This window comes from Pseudomonas hygromyciniae, from assembly GCF_016925675.1.
GTDB lineage: Bacteria > Pseudomonadota > Gammaproteobacteria > Pseudomonadales > Pseudomonadaceae > Aquipseudomonas > Aquipseudomonas hygromyciniae.
The window spans coordinates 4029297-4055115 of record NZ_CP070506.1 but is presented as its reverse complement, the minus strand read 5'-3'; the positions used below and the strand labels follow the sequence as shown (position 1 = coordinate 4055115).

The 25819-nt window shown below is 58.5% G+C and carries 26 protein-coding genes; 11 read left to right on the top strand and 15 right to left on the bottom strand.

The genetic code is table 11. The features are described from left to right. Positions 1-15: 15 nt before the first annotated feature. Positions 16-282: a DUF4404 family protein gene (locus JTY93_RS18020; protein ID WP_038442151.1), complete on the bottom strand. Its 267-nt coding sequence runs from the start codon at positions 280-282 to the stop codon at positions 16-18. 110 nt (positions 283-392) lie between these two features. Beyond that, positions 393-986, bottom strand: coding sequence for an HAD superfamily inactivated hydrolase PcrP (pcrP, locus tag JTY93_RS18015; protein WP_205518891.1), 594 nt, complete (start codon positions 984-986; stop codon positions 393-395). 215 nt (positions 987-1201) lie between these two features. Between pcrP and JTY93_RS18010 the strand changes: the two genes are divergently transcribed. Further along, complete coding sequence (locus JTY93_RS18010; RefSeq protein WP_205480879.1) at positions 1202-1888, top strand: MlaA family lipoprotein; 687 nt, start codon at positions 1202-1204, stop codon at positions 1886-1888. Between the two features lie 226 nt (positions 1889-2114). Here the strand turns inward: JTY93_RS18010 and JTY93_RS18005 are convergent, their stop codons facing one another. After that, entirely contained in the window at positions 2115-2411 is a 297-nt protein-coding gene (locus JTY93_RS18005) for a PilZ domain-containing protein (protein ID WP_205480877.1), read from the bottom strand. A 277-nt stretch (positions 2412-2688) separates the two neighbouring features. On the opposite strand from JTY93_RS18005, the gene rssB reads away from it, so the two are divergent. Continuing rightward, a complete protein-coding gene (gene rssB / locus JTY93_RS18000; RefSeq protein WP_169992469.1) occupies positions 2689-3870 on the top strand; it encodes a two-component system response regulator RssB in 1182 nt (393 codons plus the stop codon). Beyond that, positions 3870-4352: an anti-sigma factor antagonist RssC gene (gene rssC, locus JTY93_RS17995; protein WP_029293846.1), complete on the top strand. Its 483-nt coding sequence runs from the start codon at positions 3870-3872 to the stop codon at positions 4350-4352. Before rssB ends, rssC begins: the two co-directional genes overlap by 1 nt. Before the next feature lie 117 nt (positions 4353-4469). Here rssC and JTY93_RS17990 read toward each other — a convergent pair. From JTY93_RS17990 to JTY93_RS17975, 4 genes are all read right to left on the bottom strand, one after another. Further along, a protein-coding gene (locus JTY93_RS17990) for an IS3 family transposase (protein WP_205480962.1) occupies positions 4470-5692 on the bottom strand; the annotation gives its coding sequence in 2 pieces (ribosomal slippage) (positions 4470-5341 and positions 5341-5692; 1224 coding nt in all). 111 nt (positions 5693-5803) lie between these two features. Further along, positions 5804-6730 (bottom strand): transaldolase, encoded by a 927-nt coding sequence (gene tal / locus JTY93_RS17985; protein WP_205478694.1) that lies wholly within the window; start codon positions 6728-6730, stop codon positions 5804-5806. A gap of 256 nt (positions 6731-6986) precedes the next feature. Continuing rightward, positions 6987-7973: a tRNA dihydrouridine(20/20a) synthase DusA gene (gene dusA, locus JTY93_RS17980; protein WP_205478692.1), complete on the bottom strand. Its 987-nt coding sequence runs from the start codon at positions 7971-7973 to the stop codon at positions 6987-6989. Between the two features lie 250 nt (positions 7974-8223). Then, the gene (locus tag JTY93_RS17975; RefSeq protein WP_092231583.1) at positions 8224-9411 is read right to left on the bottom strand and encodes an MFS transporter; all 1188 of its coding nucleotides are present in this window, start codon (positions 9409-9411) and stop codon (positions 8224-8226) included. Positions 9412-9901: 490 nt separating this feature from the next. On the opposite strand from JTY93_RS17975, the gene mqo reads away from it, so the two are divergent. Then, complete coding sequence (gene mqo, locus JTY93_RS17970) at positions 9902-11548, top strand: malate dehydrogenase (quinone) (protein ID WP_169992455.1); 1647 nt, start codon at positions 9902-9904, stop codon at positions 11546-11548. Between the two features lie 108 nt (positions 11549-11656). Here the strand turns inward: mqo and JTY93_RS17965 are convergent, their stop codons facing one another. Continuing rightward, positions 11657-12505, bottom strand: coding sequence for a LysR family transcriptional regulator (locus JTY93_RS17965; RefSeq protein WP_205478691.1), 849 nt, complete (start codon positions 12503-12505; stop codon positions 11657-11659). A 125-nt stretch (positions 12506-12630) separates the two neighbouring features. Between JTY93_RS17965 and JTY93_RS17960 the strand changes: the two genes are divergently transcribed. From JTY93_RS17960 to JTY93_RS17950, 3 genes are read left to right on the top strand one after another with little or no spacing between them, the layout of a single operon-like run. After that, a complete protein-coding gene (locus tag JTY93_RS17960; protein WP_205478687.1) occupies positions 12631-13623 on the top strand; it encodes a hypothetical protein in 993 nt (330 codons plus the stop codon). Positions 13624-13679: 56 nt separating this feature from the next. Continuing rightward, positions 13680-14597 carry a 2OG-Fe(II) oxygenase family protein gene (locus tag JTY93_RS17955; RefSeq protein ID WP_240357225.1) on the top strand — a complete coding sequence of 306 codons (918 nt, stop codon included), beginning with the start codon at positions 13680-13682 and terminating at the stop codon, positions 14595-14597. Continuing rightward, complete coding sequence (locus tag JTY93_RS17950) at positions 14594-15517, top strand: DMT family transporter (protein ID WP_205478684.1); 924 nt, start codon at positions 14594-14596, stop codon at positions 15515-15517. The genes JTY93_RS17955 and JTY93_RS17950 overlap by 4 nt, the downstream gene beginning before the upstream one ends. Positions 15518-15540: 23 nt before the next feature. Here the strand turns inward: JTY93_RS17950 and JTY93_RS17945 are convergent, their stop codons facing one another. From JTY93_RS17945 to ppnN, 4 genes are all read right to left on the bottom strand, one after another. Beyond that, positions 15541-15915, bottom strand: coding sequence for a hypothetical protein (locus JTY93_RS17945; protein WP_205478683.1), 375 nt, complete (start codon positions 15913-15915; stop codon positions 15541-15543). A 72-nt stretch (positions 15916-15987) separates the two neighbouring features. After that, a complete protein-coding gene (locus JTY93_RS17940; RefSeq protein ID WP_205478682.1) occupies positions 15988-16383 on the bottom strand; it encodes a type II toxin-antitoxin system VapC family toxin in 396 nt (131 codons plus the stop codon). Further along, positions 16380-16637, bottom strand: a complete 258-nt coding sequence (locus JTY93_RS17935) for an AbrB/MazE/SpoVT family DNA-binding domain-containing protein (protein ID WP_205478681.1) — start codon at positions 16635-16637, stop codon at positions 16380-16382. The genes JTY93_RS17940 and JTY93_RS17935 overlap by 4 nt, the downstream gene beginning before the upstream one ends. A gap of 174 nt (positions 16638-16811) precedes the next feature. After that, on the bottom strand, positions 16812-18185 hold the full coding sequence (gene ppnN / locus JTY93_RS17930) for a nucleotide 5'-monophosphate nucleosidase PpnN (protein WP_169992438.1): 1374 nt from the start codon (positions 18183-18185) through the stop codon (positions 16812-16814). A 328-nt stretch (positions 18186-18513) separates the two neighbouring features. On the opposite strand from ppnN, the gene fabV reads away from it, so the two are divergent. Together fabV and JTY93_RS17920 are read left to right on the top strand one after the other, a co-directional pair. Further along, positions 18514-19707, top strand: coding sequence for an enoyl-ACP reductase FabV (gene fabV, locus JTY93_RS17925; RefSeq protein ID WP_169992436.1), 1194 nt, complete (start codon positions 18514-18516; stop codon positions 19705-19707). Positions 19708-19916: 209 nt separating this feature from the next. Beyond that, positions 19917-20540: an HAD family hydrolase gene (locus tag JTY93_RS17920; RefSeq protein WP_205478680.1), complete on the top strand. Its 624-nt coding sequence runs from the start codon at positions 19917-19919 to the stop codon at positions 20538-20540. On the opposite strand, the gene JTY93_RS17915 is transcribed toward JTY93_RS17920, so the two are convergent. After that, positions 20537-21442, bottom strand: coding sequence for a LysR family transcriptional regulator (locus tag JTY93_RS17915; protein WP_205478679.1), 906 nt, complete (start codon positions 21440-21442; stop codon positions 20537-20539). The genes JTY93_RS17920 and JTY93_RS17915 overlap by 4 nt on opposite strands. A 98-nt stretch (positions 21443-21540) precedes the next feature. Here JTY93_RS17915 and JTY93_RS17910 point away from each other — a divergent pair, with 98 nt between their 5' ends. After that, positions 21541-22707: an aspartate aminotransferase family protein gene (locus tag JTY93_RS17910; RefSeq protein WP_205478677.1), complete on the top strand. Its 1167-nt coding sequence runs from the start codon at positions 21541-21543 to the stop codon at positions 22705-22707. Here the strand turns inward: JTY93_RS17910 and punR are convergent. Then, positions 22699-23616: a DNA-binding transcriptional activator PunR gene (punR, locus tag JTY93_RS17905; protein ID WP_205478672.1), complete on the bottom strand. Its 918-nt coding sequence runs from the start codon at positions 23614-23616 to the stop codon at positions 22699-22701. The genes JTY93_RS17910 and punR overlap by 9 nt on opposite strands. A 122-nt stretch (positions 23617-23738) precedes the next feature. Between punR and punC the strand changes: the two genes are divergently transcribed. After that, positions 23739-24923, top strand: a complete 1185-nt coding sequence (gene punC, locus JTY93_RS17900) for a purine nucleoside transporter PunC (RefSeq protein WP_205478671.1) — start codon at positions 23739-23741, stop codon at positions 24921-24923. On the opposite strand, the gene JTY93_RS17895 is transcribed toward punC, so the two are convergent. Then, positions 24920-25753: a nucleoside-binding protein gene (locus JTY93_RS17895; RefSeq protein ID WP_205478670.1), complete on the bottom strand. Its 834-nt coding sequence runs from the start codon at positions 25751-25753 to the stop codon at positions 24920-24922. The two genes, punC and JTY93_RS17895, sit on opposite strands and share 4 nt — an antisense overlap. Between the last annotated feature and the right edge of the window lie 66 nt (positions 25754-25819).

Below are 25819 nucleotides of genomic sequence, written 5' to 3'. Positions count from 1 at the left end.
GGGCTTGGCTTGGGGTCAGATGCCCATATTGCCCAGGGTCACCACAATATTGCGCAATGTTCCGGCAATGCCCGGATGCTCCAACTCGAAGCGTTCTACCGCCAGGTTTACACCGTCGGCAAGGCTGGGGTTCTGGGTGGCAGGCTCCAGCTCCAGTTGCACTTCAAACTTGGCAATCAATGCTTCCAGCGCTTCGCGTTTTTCCAGTGGCAGAGGCGGGTCCTGATTCAATTGCTCGCGCAGGATGGAAACCTGTTCTTGCAGTTTTTCGCGGGCAGGCATGGCGTTCTTCCTTTTATCGATAGGCACTGGCATAGACCACGGCACGCCGAGAAAGGTCTACGGGATGACCTGTAGATTAATCCACTGGCGGCGACTGTGCATGATCTTGATCAGGGCTTTTCGCCTTTGAGCCGGCGCAGGCGGATGTCCGCAAGGCACGTGCCCAGCTCACCCAAATGATCGATCACCGAGTGCACACCAAGCCCGTATAGCGCGACGGTGGCTTTGGCGCGCTTGTGTTCGCGTGCCTGTTCGTCCAGCGCTTGCCATTGGTCCGGGGAGAGCCCGCACAAAGACCCGCAGGACGCCAAGCCAATCGTCCAGAGCCCCGCATTGAGCCCCGATTGCAGCAGTCGGGGTTCTCCACTGACCAGCACGCAGCCGTCCAGGCGCTCAATGTTCAGGTCCATCAAGGCTTGCCAGCAGGCATGGGGCGCAGGCCAGGGGACGGTTGCAGGGCGGGTACCTTGGACCCAGCCAGGCAGGGCTGTGGCCAGTGCCGTGGTGACGGTGGAGGGCAACTCATCCAACCAGGCGCAGGGGGTGCCTTGTTGACTGAGCGATTGCAGGATATTCAGGGCGCCAGGGGTGGCCAGGGTTTCGCCAGCGGGGATGGTTCCGGCGTGGGCCATGGAACCGAAGTCCACCAGGCAGCCACTGAGCCCAAACAATACGGCGGTGAGGGCGGGGGGCGTTCTCTGCAACGATCTGGGGGTGGGGGCATTGGGACGTCCCTGAAAATAGCTGTGACGCTATCGAAGGTCCGTGACAGGCAGATGACACCTGACTAGATTGTGGGAAAATTGTACATTTTCTGAATGACAATTCCGTCAAGCTGCCTAATCCTACACTTCCGTCATATACTGCCGCCTTATTCAGGGCATAGCGCCCATGACAGATCATTCAAGGAGTTCAAGCTATGCGCTGGAGCCAGTGTCTTGCTCAACTATCGGTGTGTGCCAGTGTCCTGCTGGTACCTTTCGCCGCCCAGGCTGCGGAAGACGACCCATGGGAAAGCATCAACCGCCCGATCTTCGTCTTCAATGACACCGTTGATACCTACGCATTGAAGCCATTGGCCCAGGGCTATCAGTTCATTACTCCGCAATTTGTCGAAGACGGTATCCACAACTTCTTCCGCAATATCGGTGATGTGGGCAACCTGGCCAACAACGTGCTGCAGCTCAAGCCACAAAAGGCGGGTGTCGACACCGCGCGCTTGCTGGTCAACACCACGTTTGGCGTGTTGGGCCTGGTTGATGTCGGCACCAAAATGGGGCTGCAACGCAGCGATGAAGACTTCGGCCAGACCCTCGGTTACTGGGGCGTGGGCAGCGGTCCTTACGTGATGCTGCCTTTGCTGGGCCCAAGCACCCTGCGTGACGCACCATCCAAGTATGTCGACAGCTACACCGAACCGTACCGCTACATGAACGACATTCCTACGCGTAACAGCGCCATGGGCCTGGATATCATCGATACCCGTGCCAGCCTGCTGTCGGCTGAAAAGCTGATCAACGGCGACAAGTACACCTTTATCCGCAACGCCTACCTGCAGAACCGTGAGTTCAAGGTCAAGGACGGCAATGTAGTGGATGACTTTTAAGGTTAAACCTTGAACGAAAAAGGCGGCCCTCGAGGCTAATGCCAGTCAGTTAAGCCTTTTTGTAGGAGCGAGCTTGCTCGCGAAGAACTTGAGAGCGCCGCGTTTACCTAGCAAACACGCGTTATCGTTGACGTCCTTCGCGAGCAAGCTCGCTCCTACAGAAAACAGAATCCGCTTAACTGACTGGCATTAGCCCTCGAGGCCGCCTTTTTTGTGTGCATTGATTTCAGTACATCTTGAGAATTTTCAGGCCCAGGTGTTGGTCGTCGCCTTCTTTCTTGGCCCACACCACCTCGGTGTCCGCTTCCAGGCCTTTGAGTGCGGCATGTTCTGAGTCGATACGCACCTTCAGTTGGTCACCCACGTTGAACGGGTGCTGCGCCTGGACCTGCATTCCAGAGCTGGAGAGGTCCAGGCAGACCCCGGTAATCTCTTGTCCGGCATGGATCAGCGACACGTCGGCCTCCACCCGCATGCGGATGAAATCGCGCTTTTCTGCGTAGTCACGTTCATTTGCGCTCATAGCTTTCATCCTTCCATTGCGTTGTGGTTTTGCCTGTTCTTATAACTCCCGGTGATTTGCGGTGTAAAGACGTCTAGCGACCATCGGCATGAGCTTGAAACCCCTGGCGGATGGGAGTACCGTCTGCGCCTTAGAAGGGCACCTCTGCTTTACCTTTGTGCGTGGGCCAACAGCTCATGTTTTGTAGGACAGAGAGGCTAGAAAGCGAATCCAGTAGTGCGAGCCGGGCCATTGCCTGACTGCCTACGCCAACCTAATTCTGGCGCCGTTTGCCCACATGCAAAAAACCAGTGCCACGCTGCTGATAATCGATGACGACGAAGTAGTGCGCGCGAGTCTCGCGGCCTATTTGGAAGACAGTGGCTTCAGCGTCCTGCAGGCCGGCAATGGTCTTCAGGGTCTCCAGGTATTTGAGCGCGACCAGCCCGACCTGGTGATCTGCGACTTGCGCATGCCCCAGATGGGCGGCCTTGAGCTGATCCGCCAGGTGACCGAGCTTGCCCCGCAGACGCCGGTGATTGTCGTATCCGGTGCCGGGGTGATGAACGACGCCGTGGAGGCCTTGCGCCTGGGCGCCGCCGATTACCTGATCAAACCCCTGGAAGACCTGGCCGTATTGGAGCATTCGGTGCGCCGCGCGTTGGATCGTGCCCGCCTGCTGTTGGAAAACCAGCGCTACCGCGAGAAGCTCGAAACCGCCAACCGTGAACTCGAAGCCAGTCTCAACCTGCTTCAGGAAGACCAGAACGCCGGTCGCCAGGTGCAGATGAACATGCTGCCGGTCAGTCCCTGGAGCATCGACGAGTTCCAGTTCGCCCACCAGATCATCCCGTCGTTGTACCTGTCGGGTGATTTTGTCGACTATTTCCGCGTGGATGAGCGCCGCGTCGCGTTCTACCTGGCCGATGTCTCTGGACACGGCGCATCCTCTGCATTCGTGACCGTGTTGTTGAAGTTCATGACCACACGGCTGTTGTTCGAATCCAAGCGCAACGGCACCTTGCCGGAGTTCACTCCCTCGCAAGTGCTGGGCCACATCAACCGGGGCTTGATCAGCTGCAAGCTGGGCAAGCACGTGACGATGGTCGGCGGCGTGATTGACGAAGAAACCGGTCTTTTGACCTATAGCATTGGCGGTCACCTGCCATTGCCGGTTTTATACACTCCAGACAGTGTGCGTTATCTGGAAGGGCGTGGTCTGCCGGTTGGCTTGTTCAATGAAGCCACCTATGAAGACCATATCCTGGAGTTGCCACCGGCCTTCAGCCTGACGCTGATGTCTGATGGCATCCTGGACCTTCTTCCAGAGCCTACACTCAAAGAGAAAGAAGCCGCCTTGCCTGAACGGGTAAGGTCGGCGGGCGGCAGCCTGGATGGCCTGCGGCAGGTTTTTGGATTGGCCACGCTAGGGGAGATGCCGGATGATATCGCCCTATTGGTGTTGAGCAGGAATCTTTGATGAGTACCGGAAGAATCCAATTCGCCGAGCAAGACGGGACCTTCGTCCTGAAGTTTGTCGGTGAAGTGCGCCTGACCTTGTGTTCGGCGCTGGATGCAACGATTGAGCGGATTTTCACTGCCTTGAACTTCTCGGCGATCGTGATCGATCTGACCGAAACCCGCAGCATCGATAGCACCACCCTTGGGCTGTTGGCCAAGTTGTCCATTCTGTCTCGGCAGAAGGTTGGGCTGCTGCCGACCGTCGTCACCACCCACGAAGACATCACCCGGCTGTTGCAGTCGATGGGCTTCGACCAGGTGTTCAACATCGTTGACCGCCCGATCCCGTGCCCCGAGTGCCTGACCGACTTGCCGTCCCAGGATCAATCCGAGGAAGTGGTGCGGCTCAAGGTGCTGGAGGCGCACAAGATCTTGATGGGCCTGAACGAATCCAACCGCGAAGCCTTCCACGACCTGGTCAACGCCCTCGAGCGGCACTGACCTCACGGTTGGAGCACGGTCAAAATGTGGGAGCTGGCTTGCCTGCGATAGCGACAGCCCAACCAACACAGACTGAACGGTGTCTAGTCCTGAAATAGGTTTACACCTGTTTCAGTCTCAAAACGCCCGATGCACCGCATCGGGCGTTTTGTATTTCAGGGACAGGTGTGGCCGTTCCCCGTTGTAGATCAGCACCGATTCATCCACCATTTTCACTGCTTCCGCCAGGTTTTTAGGGCGGCACAGCAAAAGCTCGGTCTTCAAGATCCCGTTTATCCTTTCTGCCAGAGCATTCTGGTAGCAGTCATATCCGTCGGTCATTGAGCATCTAACGTTATGGCTAGCGTGCAAGCGCTGGTAAAGCTCGGAGCAGTATTGGGCTCCACGGTCTGAGTGATGGATCAGTGGCAGCTTGCTTCGACGTTTGCTAATTGCTTTTTCCATCGCTTTGATCACCGACTCGGTATGCAAGCTCTCATGCACATGATGGCCTACGATCTTGCGCGAGTAAGCGTCTGTCACGAGGCTCACGTAGGCGACGCTTTCCTGTGTCGGAAGGTAGGTTATATCTGCGACCCAGACATGCTCGGGCCTGCTGGCAACGATTTGTCCTGGACCCTCTTTGAGCAAATTCGGATGGCGGCGAAAGCGGTGATGGCTGTCCGTCGTTTTGTGGTAAGCCCGTTTGCGCACCACCAGTTCTCGAGCGTTGCGCAAGATGCTAAACAGGCGGTCTCTACCGACCCGCACTGGCGCGCCAACTTCGACGCTCATCAGGTAATGCAGCTTGCGCGTGCCTATCCTGGGCTGGCGGCGGCGCTTTTCAAGAACAAAGTCCATGACCTCTTGATCTTGACGAGTCCTTGCGTCAAAAGCTCGATTACGTTGGTAATACGCTTGGCGCGAAATGCCCATGAACAGGCAAGCCCTGGTGATGCTCAGGTCTTGGATTTGCCCTTGCGAGAGGACTTGCCGAGTCGCTTTTTTACGACGCAAACACCGTAGTCATTCTTCAGAACATTCACGACGGCTTCGAAGAATTGCGCCTTCTGATTGCTTAGCGCCAGCTGTTCTTCGAGCTCTTTGATCCGCTGCTCGGGTGTCAGCGGGAGGGTTTGCTCGGTCATGGACCTGCTCCTCGGCTCTCGAATTGAGGCGCCTTGGCTCCAGTCCTGCCGGCCATGCTTGCGTAGCCAGACCAGTACCGTGGACCGGCCCTGAATGCCGTAGCGCCGTTGAGCCTCTTTATAACTCAACTCGCCCTTTTCGACCTGGTCTACGACCGATAATTTAAAGGCTAGCGTGTAGTCACGCTGGCTCCGCCTTTTGCCCGAATCCATTGGTTCCTCCTGAAGATAGGTCAGAAGGTGTAAACCTTATTCAGGACGGGACACGGGTACAAAAAAGGGCGGCATCCTAACGGATACCGCCCTTTTTACCGCGCCCGCTTTTTACAGCTTGGCGCTCAACAACGCCTCCAGCTTCTCCTGGTCACGAGCAAACTGACGAATGCCCTCAGCCAGCTTCTCAGTGGCCATCGCATCCTCGTTGGACTCCCAACGGAACTGCGCTTCTGTCATATGCACACGAGGTTCACCGGCATGGCCTGGCGCCAGCTTGCGTTCCAGCTTGCCATTGTTGGCCGCCAGTTTCTCCAGCAAGTCCGGGCTGATGGTCAGGCGGTCGCAGCCGGCCAACTCTTCGATCTGGCTCAGGTTGCGGAAGCTCGCGCCCATCACCACCGTCTTGTAGCCATTGGCCTTGTAGTAGTTGTAGATGCGCGTTACCGACTGCACGCCTGGATCATCGGTGCCGGTGTAGTCGTTGCCATTGGCCTTTTTGTACCAGTCGTAGATACGACCGACAAACGGCGAAATCAGGAACACCCCGGCTTCAGCGCAGGCCACGGCCTGGGCGAAGGAGAACAGCAGGGTCAGGTTGGTCTGGATGCCTTCCTTTTCCAACTGCTCGGCGGCGCGAATGCCTTCCCAGGTGGATGCAATCTTGATCAGCACGCGGTCGCGGCCAATACCGGCCTTTTCGTACAGGTCGATCAGGCGATGCGCACGCTTGAGTACTGCGTCAGTGTCGAACGACAGGCGGGCATCCACCTCGGTGGAAATGCGCCCTGGCACCACTTTCAGGATCTCTTGACCGACAGCCACCGCAAAACGGTCACTGGCCAGGCCCACATCACCGTTGCAATCCTGCACGCAGGCATCCAGCAGCTTGGCGTAGGCTGGAATTGATGCAGCCTTGAGCAACAGGGAAGGGTTGGTGGTGGCATCCTGCGGCTTGACGCGAGCGATAGCTTCAAAATCGCCAGTGTCGGCAACTACAGTGGTGAATTGCTTGAGTTGTTCCAGCTTGGAAGTCATGGGCGTGCTCTGTCCTATGGGTCTGATGACATTACCCGAGGGCTGCTAGCCGCTCAAGGGCGCAAATGCGTTCGATCGTTTGCGAGGGCAACAACCTGAAAACAGCCGTTTGAATGACCGGCTTTGCTGGTAAATAGGAGGGCAGAATCGCTATCAGGTTCAACCCGATGCAATAAACGCTGAGATCAAAGGTGGGAGCGGGCTTGCCCGCGATAGCGATGGACCCGTCACCGAATAAATCGACTGGCACCGTCCATCAGCGACCCTCCAGCAACGCCCCAGCCTGATCCAACAAAGCCAACGGATCCGCAGCCTTGTGAATATCTACCGACAACAACTGCCGAAACCTGCGCGCCCCAGGAAACCCGGTGCCCAGCCCCAACACATGCCGCGTAATGTGATGCATCGCCCCACCCGCAGCCAGGTGCTCGGCGATATATGGCCGCAACTGCGCCAACACCTCGGCTCGACTGATCACCGGCGTCGTACTGCCAAACAACCGCTGATCCACTTCTGCCAGCAAATACGGATTGTGATAAGCCTCACGACCCAGCATCACCCCATCAAACACCTGCAGGTGTTCTGCGCATTGCTCCAGCGTCTTGATCCCGCCGTTGAGAACAATCTCCAGCTCGGCAAAATCGCGCTTCAACTGCGCGGCCACGTCATAACGCAGCGGCGGAATGTCCCGATTCTCCTTGGGTGACAGCCCCTCCAGAATCGCAATCCGCGCATGCACGGTAAAACTGGTGCAACCGGCGTCCTTCACTTGCCCGACGAAATCACACAGTTGGGCATAACTGTCCCTCCCGTTGATCCCGATACGATGCTTGACCGTCACCGGAATCGACACCGCATCGCGCATTGCCTTCACACAGTCCGCCACAAGAGCGGGGTGCCCCATCAGGCATGCGCCGATCATATTGTTCTGCACCCGGTCGCTGGGACAGCCGACGTTCAGATTCACTTCGTCATAACCCGCGTCCTGGGCCATACGGGCACAAGCGGCCAAATCCGCTGGAACACTGCCGCCCAACTGCAACGCCAACGGGTGCTCGGCTTCGTTGTGACGCAGGAAACGCTCGCGGTCACCATGGAGGATGGCGCCAGTGGTGACCATTTCGGTGTAGAGCAGGGCGTGCTTGGAGAGCAGGCGCAGGAAGTAGCGGCAGTGGTGGTCGGTCCAGTCCATCATCGGCGCGACAGAGAAACGGCGTGAGAGTGCAGCAGTTTGTAAGGACATTGGGAGTCTGAGTCAACAAGGCGAGTGGCGCGCAGTTTATCAGGGATGGATCTTGGGTGTCGGGAGAGGCGAGTGCTTTCATGGCGCACGCAGGTCTGGAGTATTAATGCGGTTGTACGGATTTCGGTGGTCGAGAGTCCCTGGAAGTGTGGGAGAAAACCCTGCGTGATAGGCGCAGCCATCAGCTGCAGAGCTTTGTGAGGACCGGCGTTCCCATATTGGCGCGCCGGTGGGTTCAGTAGCGTGGGCGTTAGTGCCCGCCCTTCATGCGGCGGGCGATCAGGTAGAGGCCTAAACCGACCAGTGCTGTCGCTGCGCCTATGTAGCCGGTGCTGGTCCAGCCATACCCTGCGGTAATTGCCATTCCGCCAAACCACGGTCCCAGGGCATTCGCCAGGTTGAACGCGGCATGGTTGGAAGCCGCGGCCAAGCTCGGTGCTTCATGGGCGATGTCCATCAGGCGGATCTGCAACGGTGCGGCCAAGGCCACCATGGTGCCGACCAGACCCATGCTCAGCAGCACGCCCCATAGCGAGGACGCCGCGAAGGGGAAAAACAGCAGCACCGCCATCGACCACACCAGAATCAAGCCGACTGCGCGAAACTGCATGCGATCAAACAGTTTGCCGCCCGCGATGTTGCCGATAATGCCGCCCACGCCAAACGCGGCGAGGCCGAATGGGATCCACTGCGGCGACACCTTGGTCACTTCCAGCATGGTCGGGGCGAGGTAGCTGAATACGCAGAACATTCCCGCAAAGCCAATAGCGCCAATGGACAGCGCCATCCACACCTGCGGCTTGGTGAAGGCGCGCAGTTCCTTGCGCGGGTCGCTACGTTGTTCATCATGGCGGTGGGGGACGAACTGCCAGACCAGGGCGATGGTGAAGAGGGCGATCACGCTGACCAGGGCAAACGCTGAACGCCAGCCCAGATGCTGGCCGAGGAAGGTGGCGATGGGGTTGCCGAGCAGCATCGCCAGGGTCAGGCCCATCATCACGCGGGCGACGGCACCGGCGCGTTTGTCGTTGGGCACCATACTCGATGCCACCACGGCGGCAATGCCGAAGTAGGCGCCGTGGGGCAGGCCGCTGATAAAGCGGAATGCCACCAGCGAGCCAAAGGTCGGGGTGAACGCGGTGGCCAGGTTGCCCAGGGCATACAGCCCCATCAGCAACAGCAACATATGTTTGCGCAGCAGCTTGGCGCCGAGGATGGCCAGTAGCGGAGCTCCGACCATTACGCCCAGGGCGTAAGCGCTAATGGCGTGGCCAACCTGAGGTTCGCTTAAACCCAGATTGCCGGCGATGTCGGGCATCAGGCCCATGATGGCGAATTCGCCGGTGCCGATCGCGAAAGCGCCCACGGCCATGGCAGCTTCCATTTTGGCGGCGCTGCGCGCGGGCAGTACGTGCCCGGGTGTTTGGTGGATAGACATGGATCGCTCTGTTTGAGTGGATTGCACGAAGGAACGCCGCCGATCCTACGTAAGCAGCGGCGAAAGTGTCTAGAACAGGCTTTTTTCACAGAGTTCCATGTGGATGGCGGCCCTGTGACTCCACGTCGCGTCTCCCGCGCTTGACACTGGCGCGTTAAAACCCTCGATTTAGAGCTGTCAATTGGCCAAACGGCGCATAAACGCCTTTTGCCGTGATATTCTGCGCGCCGTCTTGGTCTAGTCTTTCTCTGGTGCGTACATCCGCATACGTCCCAGCGATTGGCTGTCGCCGAGGTAGCTGAAGCCAATAATGATAAGAAGTCAGCGCAGAAGGGACATAAAAGTGAGGTCGATACGTCGGCCTTGTGTGCCCACCCTGCAGTTCTTGCGAGTACGGGAACCAGCAAAACATTGCCTGATGTTTTGCGCACCACGGTTGCCGGAAGGTCGAGGGCGGTAGGGCGGAAGGCGTTTTATCATAGGTGCTACGATGTTTAAAAAAGTGAACACCGCCCTGCTGGGGTTGGCTTTGTCGATGGGGATTACTTCCGTCCAGGCGGAAGAGGCAAAGAAAGTTGATGTGCTGCTGATCGGCGGCGGCATCATGAGCGCGACCCTGGGTGTCTGGCTCAATGAGCTGGAGCCGCAATGGTCGATGGAGATGGTCGAGCGCCTGGACGGCGTCGCCGAAGAAAGCTCCAACGGTTGGAACAACGCCGGTACCGGTCACTCCGCGTTGGCTGAGCTGAACTACACCCCGGAAAACAAGGACGGCACCGTTGAGATCCCGAAAGCGGTCGAGATCAACGAAGCGTTCCAGATTTCCCGCCAGTTCTGGTCGTGGCAGGTTCAGCAAGGCGTGCTGAAGAACCCGCGCTCGTTCATCAATTCCACTCCGCACATGAGCTTTGTGTGGGGCGATGACAACATCAAGTTCCTGAAGAAGCGTTACGAAGCGCTGCAGGCGAGCCCGCTGTTTGCTGGCATGGAATACTCCGAAGATCCGGTACAGATCAAGAAGTGGGTTCCGCTGATGATGGAAGGGCGTGACCCGAACCAGAAAATCGCGGCTACCTGGTCTCCGATCGGTACCGATGTGAACTTTGGCGAGATCACCCGCCAGTTCGTCGCTCACCTGCAAACCACGCCGAAGTTTGATCTGAAACTGTCGAGCGAAGTGCAGGACATCACCAAGAACGCCGACGGTTCGTGGCGCGTCAGCTACAAAAACCTGAAAGATGGCACCAAGACCGAGACCGACGCCAAGTTCGTGTTTATCGGCGCGGGCGGCGGTGCCCTGCACCTGCTGCAAAAGTCGGGCATTCCTGAAGCCAAGGAATACGCTGGCTTCCCGGTTGGTGGTTCGTTCCTGGTGACCGAGAACCCAACGATTGCCGAGCAGCACCTGGCCAAGGCCTACGGTAAAGCTTCGGTCGGCGCGCCACCGATGTCGGTGCCGCACCTGGACACCCGTGTGCTGGATGGCAAGCGCGTGATCCTGTTTGGCCCATTCGCGACCTTCTCCACCAAGTTCCTGAAAGAAGGCTCGTACCTGGACCTGCTGACCAGCACCACGACCCACAACATCTGGCCAATGACCAAAGTCGGTATTCGTGAATACCCACTGGTCGAGTACCTTGCCGGCCAACTGATGCAGTCGGATGACGACCGCTTCAAGGCGCTGCAAGAGTACTTCCCGAACGCCAAGAAAGAAGACTGGCGCCTGTGGCAAGCCGGTCAGCGCGTGCAGATCATCAAGCGTGACGAAGAGCAGGGCGGCGTCCTGAAACTCGGTACCGAAGTGGTCAGCTCTGCCGACAACACCATCGCGGGTCTGTTGGGTGCATCGCCAGGTGCGTCCACCGCAGCGCCGATCATGCTGACCGTGCTGGAAAAAGTGTTCAAGGACAAGGTCGCTACTCCGGCCTGGCAGGAAAAGCTGAAGCAGATCGTGCCTAGCTATGGCACCAAGCTGAACGGCAGCCCTGAGCGTGTTGCGCAAGAATGGGCCTACACCGCCAAGGTTCTGCAACTGACGCCTCCGCCAGCCATTCCTGAAATGGCAGCGCCTCAAGCGACCGAGGCTGCCAAGCCTGCGGCCGAGCCTAGCAAGCCGGCGGCTGATATCGCGCTGTAAGCGGTTGAGACAGTCCTGATCCAGGGCTGCATCGACACTTGAAAACCCGCTGAACCGGTAACGGTCAGCGGGTTTTTTGGTTGTGGCGTTTCGATGTATTTACACCGGTCAAATACGGAAACCTTTTTTGACCTGTTCATGCAGATGAAGCGCCAGGTGATTGCCGCTATCAGACAGTAGATAAACCTGATGCGGCGACAACCCCGGTAACTGAACGCCAGGAATGACCTGGGTCAGCCCTGGGACCATGCGTTCCTGCTCGATCAGCCCAACCGCCAACCCACACATGATGGCGGCTTCTACGGCTGTTGAACTGGCGCTCTCAAGCAGGATTCGGTAATACACCCCGTGCTCTTTCAGCACACGCAGAGCCGACTCCCGGTATGGGCACCCGCTCAACTGGACGGCGATGGGAAGCGGTGCCTGTTCAGGTCTCTGGAAGTGCTCGGCCACGACCCACACCGGCTGTATTGCACCCAGCCGCTCGCCTTGTTCCAGCGGTTGCGCGCTGACGATCAATGCCAGGTCAACTTGCTCACGACTGAACATCGTGGACAGTTCGCCGCTGGACCTTGCCTCCACTTCCAGTTCGAGCAGCGGGTTGTCTGCAATCAGTTGTGGAAGAAAGTCACGCATAAACGCCGGCGCATAGGAGTCAGGTAAACCCAGGCGGATTTTGCCCTGCATGCGCTGTGGGGTTAGCGAGGCGAGTAAACGGTCATGGCTTTTCAGGAAGTCGGTGGTCTCACTCAGCAATTTCTTGCCATACATCGTCAGTTCTACGCCCTGGTTGTTGCGGCTGAAGAGCCTTTGGCCTACTAGGTTCTCCAGCTTGTGAATTTGTGTCGTGACGGTCGAGGCGCTGCGATGCACATGGTTGGCGGCTTCGTTGAAACGCCTGAAGCGGGCAACAGCATGAAAGGTACGCAAGAGGTCAATGTTCAGTTGCTTGTTCATGATCCCTCTTTTCGGAATTAGTTATGCAGATTATTCAAATATACAAAATCATGCCGTCATCCTAGTCTTTGGGTCAAACAGGAGCGCGCCTGCATACCGAATAAAAAAAGAGTCGGAGCGTACATATGGATATCAACACGCTGGTTGTCGCATCTTTGCAGAGTAATCATGAGCTTGGCGGGCACATTTGGACGATTGAAAACGCTGAGAAATATTCGACATTGCCTGGGTATACCTCGGCCCTGAATCAGCAGCTCAGTGAAGAAATACTGGCACTGATGACGACGTTGAACACTGAGGGCATAAGCGGTGCAGGCTTGTGTGCTGCGCCTTGTGGGTCAGGCTCCTTGGGCGAAATCCTGTATTCGGTTGCCTCTGATTTGGTTGATCTTCTGGGACCGGGGAGCTTGCATTACGTTGAGCTGGGTCCGGAACCGGTGAAGACGTCTGCGCTGATGGGCTATTTGCTTGACTGCGGCAGCGAACCGCAACACTACACAGCAGTGGATATCAACAGCGCTTCGCAGGCGGTCATGCGTCGAGTGATAGAACCGCTGCTGCCAACTCCCCAAGGGTTTTCCTACCTGGCCACTGATTTTCGTGACCTGCACAGGCATCAGCTCGAACGGGGGCAGGATGTAACGCTGATCACCATGCTGGGGTTTCAAGAAGGCAACGAGTTGCCCGACACCATTGGCGAGATCATCCGCCGGGTAGGCGGTACGCGAACGTACGTCTTATCAGAAATGCAGCTGTCCACCGCTGATGGGGACGCTCATATCCATCGTTTTTATGGGCACGATTGCATGAGCCGGTTTTCTGACCTGATCGGTTTGAAACTGGGCTTGAAGAAAATGGATGACCATCGAGTGGTCATTTCCGAGATTGAGCACCACGACGATTGCTACCGCGTCGCCGCAACGTTGCTCCCTGTCAATGACGGTCACAATGACGGCTATCTGTTGACGAATGTCTGCCTGAAATACACCCGTGAGCAATTCATCCGTGTGCGGCAGGAATACGGCAGTTGCCGGGTCATTGGCGAGTATTGCAGTGGTGATGGCAGTGTCATGTATCAGTTGGCTGAGTACTGCGTGGACCACGAGGGAGGTTTATAACGATGAGGCGAGACAGTGACCTACCCGTCTTTGCACAGGGGGCCGGACGGCTGAAGTTGGCATTGCAGGCATCGCTTTCGCCATCATCGTTGCGCTGCAAGCATCCTGGTGCATTGCTGGATACCTTGCAGCATTGGAATGATGGCTACTTGAACAAGACGGCCCCTTTGCTTGGGTACCACCGAAGCCTGGCCGAACTTGGCTATGCCAGCTCGTCGGTGGATATTGCCTCGGCTGAACAGTTGACAGCAGTGGCACAGGTTTCGGGGTTGTTCAGTGAAGAAGGCGTCGTGCAATTACGCCGGGCCTGTTATCAACTGGAAGCAGGCTCTACCACCAGCGATTGGATTATTTCCAATCGTACTCGGGCGGCTACCGAGTCTTCGACCCTGCTGCGGGAAATGATGGGCAGTCGCGCCTTCTTGTTAGCGGTGTCACGGATTGCAGGCGTTCCCTTGGTGCCTCATCCGTTTTTGCGGGCGTGTTCGCAGGTTAACTATTTTTACCCGCCTCAAGCCCCCGAGGCCAAGGCCCAAGTCGGGATGTGGCATACCGATGGTACGAGTTTCGTACTGAATATCCTGCTATCGGCCCCTGGCGAGTATGAGGGTGGGGAGTTTGTCTTTTTTGAAGGGCCAAACGAGCTCTTTGATGTAAATGACTTGGGTGAACGTCTTTGCACCAGTGTGGCCAAGGCCTGCGGTGATGCTGTTTATATCTACGGCAGTCGTGTGTTTCATGGGGTTCGCCCACTCATGTCCGGTAGGCGCATGTCGCTGGTGCTTTCATTCCATTGTCCTTACAGCGCAGCGGATGTGAACAAGTTCTGGCACCTTGCCTCCGATGATGGTGTGTTGAGGACGATCAGGCCATGGTTTCAACTTAAGCGCGACTTGGCCTTACCTGCCGATGAGCAATACCGGCGGCTCGGCATTGAGCCTATTACTTTTGCCGACCTGGCGGTTCGCCTATGAGGTTTCTCAAACTCACGAGCCTGGATGCGCTGAAGCTACTGCTATTGCAGGTTGTCTTTGTCCTGTCTTGGAGTTCCGGTTTCATTGGGGCCAAGATGGGCGCCCAGGATGCAGGCGCGTTCAACTTGCTGTTCTGGCGTTTCTTGCTGGTGTCAGTGTGCCTGGCGCTGTTTTTGAACGTCGCACTGCTGAAGATTTCCTGGGCGCAAATCCGCCATCATGCGGTGATCGGTTTCTTGTCGCAGTTTCTCTATTTAAGTTGTGTCTATGTGGCCATTCAAAACGGTTTGCCTCCAGGCATTGCGGCGATCATCGCTGCCCTACAGCCCCTGATGACAGCGGCCCTTTCGTCAGGCAGTACAGTGGAGCGCAGCGGGGGCTGGCAGTGGTTGGGGTTGATGATCGGTTTTTGTGGCGTGTCGATTGTGATCGCTGGGCAATACCGCAATAGCGGTGCCGAGGTCGGGCTGGTCATGTATCTACTGCCGCTTGTTTCGGCATTGGGGCTGACGATGGCAACGCTGTATGAGCGCCGCGCAGCACTGACGCAAACTCATGGCAGTACGCTGAGCCTGTCGCTGTTCATTCAGTCGCTGGTTACCTTGATCGGCTTTACCGCTGCTGTGCTCTATACCGACACGTTGAGTGTTCCGCAGGGGGCGGGCGTCTTGATCTCGATCGTTTGGTTGACGGTTTTTTCAACGTTTATCGCGTATCTGAGCCTTTGGATGCTGCTACGGGTAATGACGGCCACCCATGTGGCGGTCCTGGTTTATCTGGAGCCACCCGTGACGTTGGTCTGGGCAGCACTTATGTTCGGCGATGTGATTTATACGTCGACCTATGTGGGCATTGTGGTGGTGGTGGCGGGGCTGATTCTGGTGCGTTTGAAACGACAAACCATGGTGTGTACGCCATAAGCCGGGAGCGCTTTTTTGCCCCACTAGGTCGGTTTTTTCGTTCCCAGCAACCGCAGTTCCTTGAGCAACGCTGCCCCCAGTTGTTCGGTACCCACCTCCTTGTACCCCACAGCCTTGATCTTGCCATTCTGTTCCGCCTGGATGATGACCACCGGGGTCTCCTTAAGGGTACCTGCCTCGATGTGCATGGCGTATTGGGGAATGTCCATTTTGATCGGTGTACCGGCTGCCTTGCCCTTCACATTGATCAGAAACGCCGCGCAACCACTGTCGACATCCTCGTTGGTGGCGGACCGCCCACTGACAAAACAGGTCTCCGGCAGGTCGGGCCAGGCGATGGTTTGCGCCAAGGCCAGGGTGGGTGTCAGGAACAGGACAGCGAGCAGAAGCGTACGCACGTTGGGCAGTCTCTCAAGAGGCAATGGAACACAGGTTTTACCAAAGCAGGCCCGTTGCAGCAACGCCAGGGTTCAGCCCAGGCGTCGCATACCAGCGGCTTTCGCCGCGTCTAGATCAAAGGTGGCGGTGTATTCGCACCCGGCGGCGTGGGCACAGCGCTCGATCAGGCAGTCGGCGAAATCAGCCTTGGTCGTGGTGAATCGGCGCACGGCCTGCCAGATGATTTCGGCATGCTCGATGATCAGTTCGCGGGTACGCAACAGGGTTTCCAGAACCGCTACCACTTGCGTCTTGGTGCATGGGTAGCAGCTCTGTAATACCCATACCAACTCCACTACCGAAACCAGGCTGACGAAACCCGGCGCAGCAACGGTCAGGGATTCGATCAGGTGCGAGGCCTTGGCCGATTGCACGGGATCATCCTGGGTGACGTAACGCACCAGCACATTGGTATCCAGGCCAATCATCCAGCCTTCGCTCCCTGCGCGGCGATTGCCTGGTTCATGTGTTCAATGCTGACGGCATTCGCGGGTTTGCGGATCAGCCCCTTGAGTTCCTGGATGCTGTGGTTGGCGGCGACGATGGCAAACTTGCCATCTTCTATTTCGACAAATTCCACCCGGTCTCCGGTGTCCAGGCCCAATGCGGTCCGGACTTGAACGGGGATGGTGATTTGCCCTTTTGAGGTGAGTGTGGCGGTGGCCATAATGAAGGTCTCCATCGGGATGTTCCTTACCTTAGGGTAAGGAATAATGGAGGACAAGATCCGTTGGTCCATAGGTTGCTCTTCTGTGGGGTCAGTGATCGGAATAGTTAAAACCCTAGTCCGCTTTCATTCCCTCGGCACCCCGCAGACAGCCCTAAAGCAATACAACCTATGACCTGGCAATTGGCCTTATTGCACGACGCGATAGCACGGCACATACGCTGCGCCGCCGGGCAGCTTCATCCGGTGCTGCTCCACGAACGCTTTCAACAACTCATCCAGCGGCTTCATGATTGTCGGGTCGCCGTGGATCTCATAGGGCCCGTTCTGTTCGATCAGGCGGATGCCCTTGTCCTTGACGTTACCCGCCACGATCCCCGAGAACGCCCGGCGCAGGTTGGCCGCCAATTCATGGGGGGGCAGGGCGTGGCTCAGTTGCAGGCTGGCCATGTTGGCGTGGGTCGGGTCGAACGGGCGCTGGAAGCCTTCGTCGATCTTCAGCAGCCAGTTGAAGTGGAAGGCGTCGTTGCGCTCGCGGCGGAACTGTTTGACCGACTTCAGGCCCGCGGTCATCTGCCGGGCGACTTCAGCGGGGTCATCAATGATGATCTGGTAGTGGGCCTGGGCCGCTTCACCGAGGGTCGCGCCGACAAACGCATGCAACTGTTGCAGGTACGGCGCCGCTTGTTTTGGCCCGGTGAGGATGACCGGGAAGGGCACCTCACGGTTGTCCGGGTGCATCAGGATGCCTAGCAGGTACAAGAACTCTTCGGCCGTGCCAGCGCCGCCCGGGAAGATGATGATGCCGTGCCCGACGCGCACGAAGGCTTCCAGGCGTTTTTCGATATCCGGCAGGATCACCAGTTCGTTGACGATCGGGTTCGGTGCTTCGGCGGCGATGATGCCCGGCTCGGTGAGGCCCAGATAGCGCCCGCCGGTGATGCGTTGCTTGGCGTGGGAAATGGTCGCGCCCTTCATCGGGCCTTTCATCACGCCTGGGCCGCAACCGGTGCACACGTCGAGGCTGCGCAGGCCCAATTCGTGTCCGACTTTCTTGGTGTATTTGTATTCTTCGGTATTGATCGAGTGCCCACCCCAGCACACCACGATCTTTGGCTCGACCCCGGGCCGCAGCGTGCGTGCGTTGCGTAGCAGATGGAACACGTAGTCAGTGATGCCCTGGGAGGTGCTCAGGTCGATGCGTTGGCTGTCGAGTTCGTTTTCGGTGTAGACGATATCGCGCAGGGCGCTGAACAACATTTCCCGGGTGCTGGCGATCATTTCACCATCGACGAATGCGTCGGCGGGAGCGTTCAGCAGTTCCAGGCGTACGCCGCGATCCTGTTGATGGATACGGACTTCAAAATCCTTGTAGGCGTCGAGGATGGTCTTGGCATTGTCGATATGGGCGCCGGTGTTGAGGATTGCCAGGGCGCATTGGCGGAACAGCGTATAGATGCTGCCCGAACCGGCTTCGCTCAGTTGCTGGACTTCACGTTGCGACAGCGTTTCGAGGCTGCCCTTGGGGCTGACGGAGGCATTGATGACTTGGCGTTGAGGCATTCTTATTCCCTGAAAGCGCAGCCACCGGGCGATGAATAGCCAGTGGCATGAGGATGACGAGCGCCGAATACGGTCGCACAGGACGGGCATTTTCCCTGCCCTACAGGCAGGACGCAAACTCCGTACAGCCTCATCATGCCGCACAATTTGCTGAGTTCGCGTCCTTATTGGAAAAATATAGTGCCTTTCCCCGCTGTGGATTGGATTTTGAGAACAGAAGAATTGCGACTATCGTGACGCTTCGGTTTTTCGGACGTCATAGACCAGTACGATTGACGCCGTAATGGCCACCATTGGCCATCGGCACCTTGGAAGAGGCAGAAATTTTATGATCATCAAACCGCGGGTTCGTGGCTTTATCTGTGTGACCGCCCACCCTGTTGGCTGCGAAGCGAACGTCAAAGAGCAGATCGACTACGTGACCGAGCACGGTGCCATCGAAGGCGGCCCGAAGAAAGTCCTGGTGCTCGGTGCGTCCACCGGCTACGGCCTGGCAGCACGTATCAGTGCCGCTTTTGGTTGTGGCGCCGATACCCTTGGCGTGTTTTTTGAAAAAGAAGGCGAAGAAGGCAAGCTCAGTTCTGCCGGCTGGTACAACAGCGCCGCTTTCCACAAGTTTGCTGCCGAAAAAGGCCTGTACGCCAAGAGCATCAATGGCGATGCGTTCTCTGACGAGATCAAGCGCCTGACCATCGAAACCATCAAGAAAGACCTGGGCAAGATCGACCTGGTGGTTTACAGCCTGGCCGCGCCACGTCGCACCGACCCGCAAGGCGTGGTGCATAACTCTACCCTCAAGCCGATTGGCAAGGCTGTGACCCTGCGCGGGATCAACACCGACAAGGGCGTTGTGGTCGACACTACGCTGGAGCCGGCGACCCAGGAAGAAATCGACGGCACCGTCAAAGTGATGGGCGGCGAAGACTGGCAGCTGTGGATCGACGCCCTGCGTGACGCCGACGTGCTGGCCGAAGGCGCCAAGACCACTGCGTTCACCTACCTGGGCGAAAAGCTGACCCAGGATATCTACTGGAACGGCTCCATCGGCGAGGCCAAGAAAGACCTCGACAAGAAAGTCCTGACCCTGCGCGACAACCTCGCCGCACTCAAGGGCGATGCCCGTGTCTCGGTGCTCAAGGCCGTGGTTACCCAGGCCAGCTCGGCGATCCCGATCATGCCGCTGTACCTGTCGCTGCTGTTCAAGGTGATGAAAGAGCAGGGCACCCACGAAGGCTGCATCGAGCAGGTCTACGGTCTGTTCAAGGACAGCCTGTACGGCAGCCAGCCGAAGCTTGACGCCGATGGCCGCCTGCGTGCCGACCTGGCTGAGTTGGAGCCAAAGGTCCAGGACGCCGTCGCGGCGCTGTGGAATCAGGTGACCGACGACAACGTCAACGAGATCAGCGATTTTGCCGGCTACAAGGCTGAGTTCCTGCGTCTGTTCGGTTTTGAGATTGATGGCGTGGACTACGAGGCTGACGTCAATCCGACCGTGAAGATCGAAGGTCTGGTCCAGGCTTAACCCTTTGTAGGAGCCGGCTTGCCGGCGAAAATCGTCAACGATTACGCGGGGTGCCTGGCGCCCCGTGGCGTTCTCGGGTTTTTCGCCGACAAGCCGGCTCCTACAAAAGCTCACATTTGGGAACCGTCCTACCTTTCCTTGCTTGCCCCTTCTTGACCTCGATGTGCCAGACTGCGTCCGTTATCACACTAGGCTAACGGAGGATCTTCATGACGATTCGTGCAGTAGTTTTTGATTTCGGCGGTGTCCTGTTTGATTGGAGCCCGCAGCATCTGTACCGCAAACTGATTACCGGTGACGAGGAACGCCAATGGTTTCTCGATAACATCTGTACCCAGGCCTGGAACACTGAACAGGACGCTGGGCGCACCCTGGCTGAGGCTACCCACAGCCTGATCGCCGAACACCCGCAACATGAGGCCTTGATCCGGGCCTACTACGACCGCTGGCATGAAATGCTGCGCGGCCCGCTCGCCGATGGCGTGGCGATTCTTGAAGACCTGCATGAAGCCAAAGTCCCGTTGTTCGGCTTGACCAACTGGTCCGCAGAAACCTTCCCCTATGCCCGCGCCAACTACCCATTCCTGAAATACTTTCGCAACATCGTGGTGTCCGGCGAGGTGAAACTGATCAAGCCTGATCCCGCGATCTACCGCGCCAGCCTCGAGCAGGTGCGTGCCCATCTGCCGGATATCCAGGCCGAAGAACTGGTGTTTATCGATGATGTCGCCGAAAACGCCAATGCCGCCATTGCTCTGGGCTGGCGGGGTATTCACCACGTATCACCCGAGCAGACCCGGCGCCAGTTGCAGGCTTTGGGGCTGGGCGTCTAGCGCGCCCATTGTTCGATCGCGAAGTCGACAAAGGCCCGCAGCTTGGGCAGGCGATAACGGTCCTGCGCATATAAAAGGTGCATCGAGCGCGAAGGTGACTGATAGCTTGGCAGCAGCGCCACCAGCCGGCCCGCCAGCAGGTCGGCGCCGACCAGGGCGTCGGGCAGCATCACGATGCCCATGCCTTCGACAGCGGCACGGTGCAGCGCCTGGGAGCTGTTGATGGTCATGGGCCCGGACACTGCGACCTCGACTTCACCCTCGGCTCCCCGCAGGCGCCAGAGTTTGTCGGCGTTGCGCCAGTCATCGGTCGATGGGTAGGCGAATGCCAGGCAGTCATGGGCCTGCAAATCCATGGGCTGCTGGGGCGTACCCCGGCGCGCCAGGTACTCCGGCGACGCGCATAGCGTCATGGTGTAGTCCTGCAACGGCCGGGCGATCAGGCTGGAAGGCTGCAGCTCACCCAGGCGGATCGCCACGTCGAAGCCGCTGTCGATCAGGTCCATGGCTTGATTGCTCAACACCACGTACAGCTGGATCTTTGGATAGCGTCGGGAAAACTCGCTGAGCGCCGGTGCCAGGCGCTCGGCACCGAACGCGGGCGGGGCGGTGATGCGCAGCAACCCTTGTGGCGCCTCGCTGTGGATTTGCTCAGCCAACTGCTCGGAGTTGGCCACCAACCCCAGCACCTCCAGGCAGCGCTGGTAATAGAGGCCGCCGAACTCGGTCAGGCTTTGCTTACGGGTGGTGCGTTTAAGCAGGCTGACGCCCAGGCGTTGCTCCAGGGCGCGCAGGTGGTTGCCGACCATGGTGGTCGACAGGCCGCAAGCCTGGGCCGCTGCAGTCATGCTGCCGGCCTCTACCACTTTGACGTAGACGGTCATTGCCTGGAACAAATCCATTATCAACCCTTGATTCAAAGTCATTGCAGATGTGCGCAGTTTATCCAGCTTGAGTGGCTAACGATACTAAGGCCCTGACCCCTATGGAGCCCGATGCCATGACCGCCGCTTGCCTGATGACCACCTATCAACCCCTGGCCCTGAGTTTTACCCGTGGTTTGGGCACGCGCCTGTGGGACCAGCAGGGCCGTGAGTACCTGGACGCCGTGGCCGGAGTCGCTGTGACCAATGTCGGTCACTCCCACCCGCGGCTGGTGATGGCAATCAGCGAGCAAGCCGGGTTGCTGTTGCATACCTCCAATTTGTACAGCATCGACTGGCAGCAGCGCTTGGCCCAACGGTTAGCCCAGTTGTCTGGCCTGGATCAGGCGTTCTTCAACAATTCCGGCGCCGAAGCCAATGAAACCGCGTTGAAACTGGCGCGCCTGCATGGCTGGAAAAAAGGCATCGAGCAGCCGCTGGTGGTGGTCATGGAGAACGCCTTTCACGGCCGCACCCTGGGCACCATGGCCGCCAGCGATGGGCCATCGGTGCGCCTGGGGTTCCAGCGCCTGCCGGGGGACTTCATCAAGGTGGGCTTTGGTGATCTGGCGGCATTGGACGCGGTGACCCGTGAGTTCGGCCCCAGGATAGTTGCCGTATTGCTGGAGCCGATCCAGGGTGAAAGTGGTGTGCAACTGGCTGCGCCGGGCTACCTGAAAGCCTTGCGCGCCCATTGCAGCCAGCACGGTTGGCTATTGATGCTCGATGAGATCCAGACCGGCATCGGGCGTACCGGCACCTGGTTTGCCTTCCAGCAGGAGGGAATCGTCCCGGACGTCATGACCCTGGCCAAGGGCCTGGGCAACGGTATCCCGATCGGTGCCTGCCTGGCACGCGCCGCGGTGGCCAAGCTCTTCACCCCCGGCAGCCATGGCAGCACCTTTGGCGGTAACCCGCTGGCGTGTCGCGTGGGCTGTACGGTGCTGGATATCATTGAGGAACAAGGCCTGCTGGAGAACGCCGCGCGTCAAGGCGAGCGGCTGCTGGCGCGGCTTCGGGCGGAATTGAGCGAGCATCCGCAAGTGCTGGCGATCCGTGGGCGCGGCTTGATGATCGGCATTGAACTGGCCACGCCGCAGCGTGACCTGGCCGAGCGGGCCGCACGGGAGCAGGGGTTGTTGCTCAATGTCACACGGGGCAAGGTGATTCGCCTGCTGCCGCCCCTGACCCTGGATAACAAGGAGGTGGAGATGATTGTGCGGGCCATCGCACGGTTACTGTGACCCTGGCCCGTTCAGCCACTCCTGGTTCATCGTCTCGCTATCCCCCAGGTAGTCCAGCAGCCAGGTCATGGCCGGGGACAGTTTGTTCTGCGCCCAGGCCACGCAGGACGGGCTGGCCGGGAACGGCCGTGACAGTTGCAGCGCCGCCAACTCGCCACTGTCGATCAACGGTTGCACCAGATGCGCCGGAACCATGCCGACGCAGAGCCCATCCTGTAGACAATCCATGGCTGATGCCCAGTTGGGGACCACCAGGCGCCGTTGGTTGTCCAGGGTCCAGGTGTCGCGCTTGGGCAGGTTGCGCGAGGTGTCGGTCATGCACAGCGACGCAAAGGGTCGCAGTTGATCGTCACTGAGCAAGCCCTCGACCTGTGCCAGCGGATGCCGGGCGCTGACCACGCATAACCAGTTCAACAGCCCCATGTCGCGAAAGGTGAAGTGGCTGGCCACCGGTACCGCGCTGGTGGCGCCGATCACGATATCGGTGCGTTCGTCTGCCAGGGCGTCCCACACGCCGTTGTAAACCTCGTACTCCAGCAGCAGTTCAACGTCGGGGAACTGGCGATAGAAATCCAGGACCAACTGCCGGCAGCGCTGTTGTTTGACGATGGAGTCCACCGCCACTTTCAACTGGCCGCTCCAGCCATTGGCCACCTGCTGGCACAGGCGGCGGGTGCTGAGCATGGTTTTCATCACGCCACGGGCTTCGTCGATGAACAGGCGGCCGGCAGGTGTCAGTTCCACATCACGGTGGCGGCGGACAAACAACGGCACCGCCAGCCATTCCTCGATTTGCCGTACGGTGTAGCTGATGGCCGAGGGTACGCGGTGCAGTTCCTGGGCGGCGGCGCTGAAGCTGCCATGGCGGGCTACCGCATCCACCACATCCAGGGAGTATTCGGACCACATGGGAGTTGCCTTCAAAAATATTGATAAGAGTGTTCAATTATTATCGCTTCACAGCGCAACTGTCAGCTTCATAATAGGCGCCAGTCAGCAAATTGTTTGATGGCAGTACCTACAAGGCTTCAATGAAAAATTCTTTTGGTTTTACCTGGTACCTGGCGGGGCTGAGCATGCTCGGCTACCTGGCCATGGATATGTACTTGCCGGCGTTCGGCGCCATGGGCGAACACCTGCAAATTTCCCCCGGTGCGGTGGGCGCCAGTCTGAGCATTTTCCTCGCCGGTTTTGCCGTGGGGCAATTGCTTTGGGGGCCGCTATCTGACCGCCTGGGACGCAAGCCAATCCTGCTGGCCGGCCTGAGCCTGTTTGTGCTCGGCTGCCTGGGGATGTTCTGGGTCGAGACCGCGCCGCAACTGCTGGCCTTGCGCTTTGTGCAGTCGATTGGGGTGTGCAGCGCTGCCGTCAGTTGGCAGGCGCTAGTGATTGACCGTTACCCGGCCGACAAGGCGCACCGGGTCTTCGCCAGCATCATGCCGCTGATGTCCCTGTCACCGGCGCTGGCGCCGCTGTTGGGCGCGGTGGTGTTGAATCACTGGGGCTGGCAGGCGATTTTCGCCGTGTTGCTGGGCGTCTCGCTGTTATTGCTGGTACCCACGCTGTTACTCAAGTCCATGCCCAAACGCCAGGCCGCCGACGGCGAAAAGGCTCGGTTGGGCTACGGCCAACTGTTCAAGTCGCGGGTGTTCACCGGCAATGTGATGATCTTTGCCGCGTGCTCCGCCAGTTTCTTCGCCTGGCTGACCGCATCGCCGTTTATTCTCGGTGGCATGGGCTACAGCCCCAATGACATCGGCCTGAGCTACGTCTTGCCGACCCTGGCGTTTCTGGTAGGGGGCTACAGTTGCCGCAGTGCCTTGCAACGGTTCCAGGGCAAACTCCTGTTGCCCTGGTTGCTGGTGGCGTACTGCATCAGCATGGTGGCGTTGTACCTGGTGGCGACATTGACGGTGCCGACACTGACCACCTTGCTGATTCCGTTCTGCCTGATGGCCCTGGTCAACGGCGCCAGCTACCCGATTGTGGTGGCGAATGCGCTGATGCCTTTTTCGGAAAACTCCGGCAAGGCTGCCGCGCTGCAAAACACTCTGCAATTGGGTTTGTGCTTCGTCGCCAGCCTGCTGGTGTCGTCGCTGATCGAAGAGCCCTTGCAGATCACCGCCATCGTGATGCTGGCGACCGCGCCGCTGGCGGTGTTGGGTTACTGGCTGGCGCGGCCCAAGTCGGATGAGTCGCAGTTGGCGGCCGCTTAAAACGTCACTTCCATGTTCACGGTTGGCGTCGAGGTACGGCTACCTCGGCCGCCATCCACACCGAATTTGTTATGCCAGTATTCGTAGCCCACCCCCAGGTACAGGTTGGGCTTGACGCTTTTACCTGGCCGTACGGCAACCATCAGCGCGGTGCGCATCAGGGTTTCGGCGGCGGTGTCGCGACTGTTGTAGTCATGGCCCTTGTCACCGACATGGTTGATGAACCCCTGGAACTTCGCGCCATGGTTGCCAATTTCGAACGGGCGCATCCAGGTCAGGTTAAGCATGTAGGTGTCGTCGAAGGTGTGGTTCGGATCCTTCGCACCGGGGATGCCAGAATGGTTGTTTTCCTTGTAGTACATCAGGCTCAGGTCCAGCACCCCGACGGTATTGAACTTCAGGGTCGGCCCGAGCACCACGGCGCGTTTTTTGGCCGACGCCAGGTTGTTGTTGCGGTTGGCATCGAAGCCCAGGGTCAGCGCGTAATCCTTGATCAGCCCGGTGCCCACTGGCCTGTCGAATACCCGTGATGCATACAGTTGGTGCCGGTAGACCGCATACACTTCGCTGCCACCGTGGTCGGTGCCCTTGCGCGGGTCGCGGCTGTCGGAAAGGAATACGTCGAGATGGAGAAAGTTGCTGCCGTACTGGTAGCCGCTGGCATGGGTGAAGCTGTAGATGCGTTTGCTGAAGTCGTTGGGGTTGTTTGGGTTGGTGAACTGTTGCCCGTAGCGAAATCCTACGCTGTTGTTCATCCATTCCACCGCGACAGCCTCCCCGCCGCCGAGGAGTGTGAGTAAAACGGTTGCGCCGTGCAGTGCCTTTTTCATTGTTTTAGTTCCTTGCGTTTGGCTCATGGCAGCCGTGCAGGGCCGCCGGGCGCAGTATCGACACAA

What these genes read in the sequence shown, in the direction of transcription:
- JTY93_RS17920 (WP_205478680.1), top strand. Translation starts at nt 19,917, where the DNA reads ATGACGATTCGTGCAGTAGTTTTTGATTTCGGCGGTGTCCTGTTTGAT.
- JTY93_RS18020 (WP_038442151.1), bottom strand. Translation starts at nt 282, where the DNA reads ATGCCTGCCCGCGAAAAACTGCAAGAACAGGTTTCCATCCTGCGCGAG.
- JTY93_RS17915 (WP_205478679.1), bottom strand. Translation starts at nt 21,442, where the DNA reads ATGGATTTGTTCCAGGCAATGACCGTCTACGTCAAAGTGGTAGAGGCC.
- JTY93_RS18010 (WP_205480879.1), top strand. Translation starts at nt 1,202, where the DNA reads ATGCGCTGGAGCCAGTGTCTTGCTCAACTATCGGTGTGTGCCAGTGTC.
- JTY93_RS17895 (WP_205478670.1), bottom strand. Translation starts at nt 25,753, where the DNA reads ATGAAAAAGGCACTGCACGGCGCAACCGTTTTACTCACACTCCTCGGC.
- mqo (WP_169992455.1), top strand. Translation starts at nt 9,902, where the DNA reads ATGTTTAAAAAAGTGAACACCGCCCTGCTGGGGTTGGCTTTGTCGATG.
- punR (WP_205478672.1), bottom strand. Translation starts at nt 23,616, where the DNA reads ATGTGGTCCGAATACTCCCTGGATGTGGTGGATGCGGTAGCCCGCCAT.
- rssB (WP_169992469.1), top strand. Translation starts at nt 2,689, where the DNA reads ATGCAAAAAACCAGTGCCACGCTGCTGATAATCGATGACGACGAAGTA.
- tal (WP_205478694.1), bottom strand. Translation starts at nt 6,730, where the DNA reads ATGACTTCCAAGCTGGAACAACTCAAGCAATTCACCACTGTAGTTGCC.
- JTY93_RS18005 (WP_205480877.1), bottom strand. Translation starts at nt 2,411, where the DNA reads ATGAGCGCAAATGAACGTGACTACGCAGAAAAGCGCGATTTCATCCGC.
- JTY93_RS17960 (WP_205478687.1), top strand. Translation starts at nt 12,631, where the DNA reads ATGGATATCAACACGCTGGTTGTCGCATCTTTGCAGAGTAATCATGAG.
- JTY93_RS17910 (WP_205478677.1), top strand. Translation starts at nt 21,541, where the DNA reads ATGACCGCCGCTTGCCTGATGACCACCTATCAACCCCTGGCCCTGAGT.
- JTY93_RS17950 (WP_205478684.1), top strand. Translation starts at nt 14,594, where the DNA reads ATGAGGTTTCTCAAACTCACGAGCCTGGATGCGCTGAAGCTACTGCTA.
- ppnN (WP_169992438.1), bottom strand. Translation starts at nt 18,185, where the DNA reads ATGCCTCAACGCCAAGTCATCAATGCCTCCGTCAGCCCCAAGGGCAGC.
- punC (WP_205478671.1), top strand. Translation starts at nt 23,739, where the DNA reads ATGAAAAATTCTTTTGGTTTTACCTGGTACCTGGCGGGGCTGAGCATG.
- rssC (WP_029293846.1), top strand. Translation starts at nt 3,870, where the DNA reads ATGAGTACCGGAAGAATCCAATTCGCCGAGCAAGACGGGACCTTCGTC.
- dusA (WP_205478692.1), bottom strand. Translation starts at nt 7,973, where the DNA reads ATGTCCTTACAAACTGCTGCACTCTCACGCCGTTTCTCTGTCGCGCCG.
- fabV (WP_169992436.1), top strand. Translation starts at nt 18,514, where the DNA reads ATGATCATCAAACCGCGGGTTCGTGGCTTTATCTGTGTGACCGCCCAC.
- JTY93_RS17940 (WP_205478682.1), bottom strand. Translation starts at nt 16,383, where the DNA reads ATGATTGGCCTGGATACCAATGTGCTGGTGCGTTACGTCACCCAGGAT.
- JTY93_RS17965 (WP_205478691.1), bottom strand. Translation starts at nt 12,505, where the DNA reads ATGAACAAGCAACTGAACATTGACCTCTTGCGTACCTTTCATGCTGTT.
- JTY93_RS17935 (WP_205478681.1), bottom strand. Translation starts at nt 16,637, where the DNA reads ATGGAGACCTTCATTATGGCCACCGCCACACTCACCTCAAAAGGGCAA.
- JTY93_RS17975 (WP_092231583.1), bottom strand. Translation starts at nt 9,411, where the DNA reads ATGTCTATCCACCAAACACCCGGGCACGTACTGCCCGCGCGCAGCGCC.